This is a genomic window from Joostella sp. CR20 (genome assembly GCF_038433465.1).
Lineage (GTDB): Bacteria > Bacteroidota > Bacteroidia > Flavobacteriales > Flavobacteriaceae > Galbibacter.
The window spans coordinates 1-582 of sequence record NZ_JAESVF010000034.1 but is presented as its reverse complement, the minus strand read 5'-3'; the positions used below and the strand labels follow the sequence as shown (position 1 = coordinate 582).

The following is a 582-nucleotide window of genomic DNA, read 5'->3' as shown; positions in this document are numbered from 1 at the left end:
TGTTGTGGTACTTAAATACGAATTCTTACTCGCCGTGTAAATAACACGCCCCTTTTTATCATATCCAAAAATTGTTGTAATCCAATGATTCGTATCTAAAACTCGTACCTTACTACCAGTAGCTAGGGATTGTGTTCGAGTATCTACCGCTTGACCTAGTACGCTTGTGGGAACAGATAATCCATCGGTATCAAAAATATAATTATCATAATAATTAACCGTTAATACTTGATCAAAGCTAAGCGGATATGCTTCCTTGCTATAATACACAGGAGTCCCTACATAACTCGTAGCTGAGGAAGTTTTTCGCTCAAACTGCTTTGCTGTACTGTTTGCTGCCCCTTGTAAAGCTTCTCGCTTGGAGGTATTGTTTAAATCTTTCCCTGTGTAGACAACTCTTCCAAAAGCATCGTATTTGGTAAATAACCATTCTTTCTTTGCTTCTTGATTCGCATCCTGTGTTAATATAGGCTGATCTAATTTGTTGTAAACTATATATTCTTTACCCTTACCAGGAAGCTGTTTCTCGACTAAACGATTACGATTATCGTAACGGTATTGATAACAAAGTTCTTTTAATTC

At 36.8% G+C, this 582-nt stretch carries 1 pseudogene; it reads right to left on the bottom strand.

Annotated elements, in window-relative coordinates:
- A pseudogene (locus tag JMA43_RS13925) lies at positions 1-582 on the bottom strand (RHS repeat-associated core domain-containing protein); the annotation flags it as partial.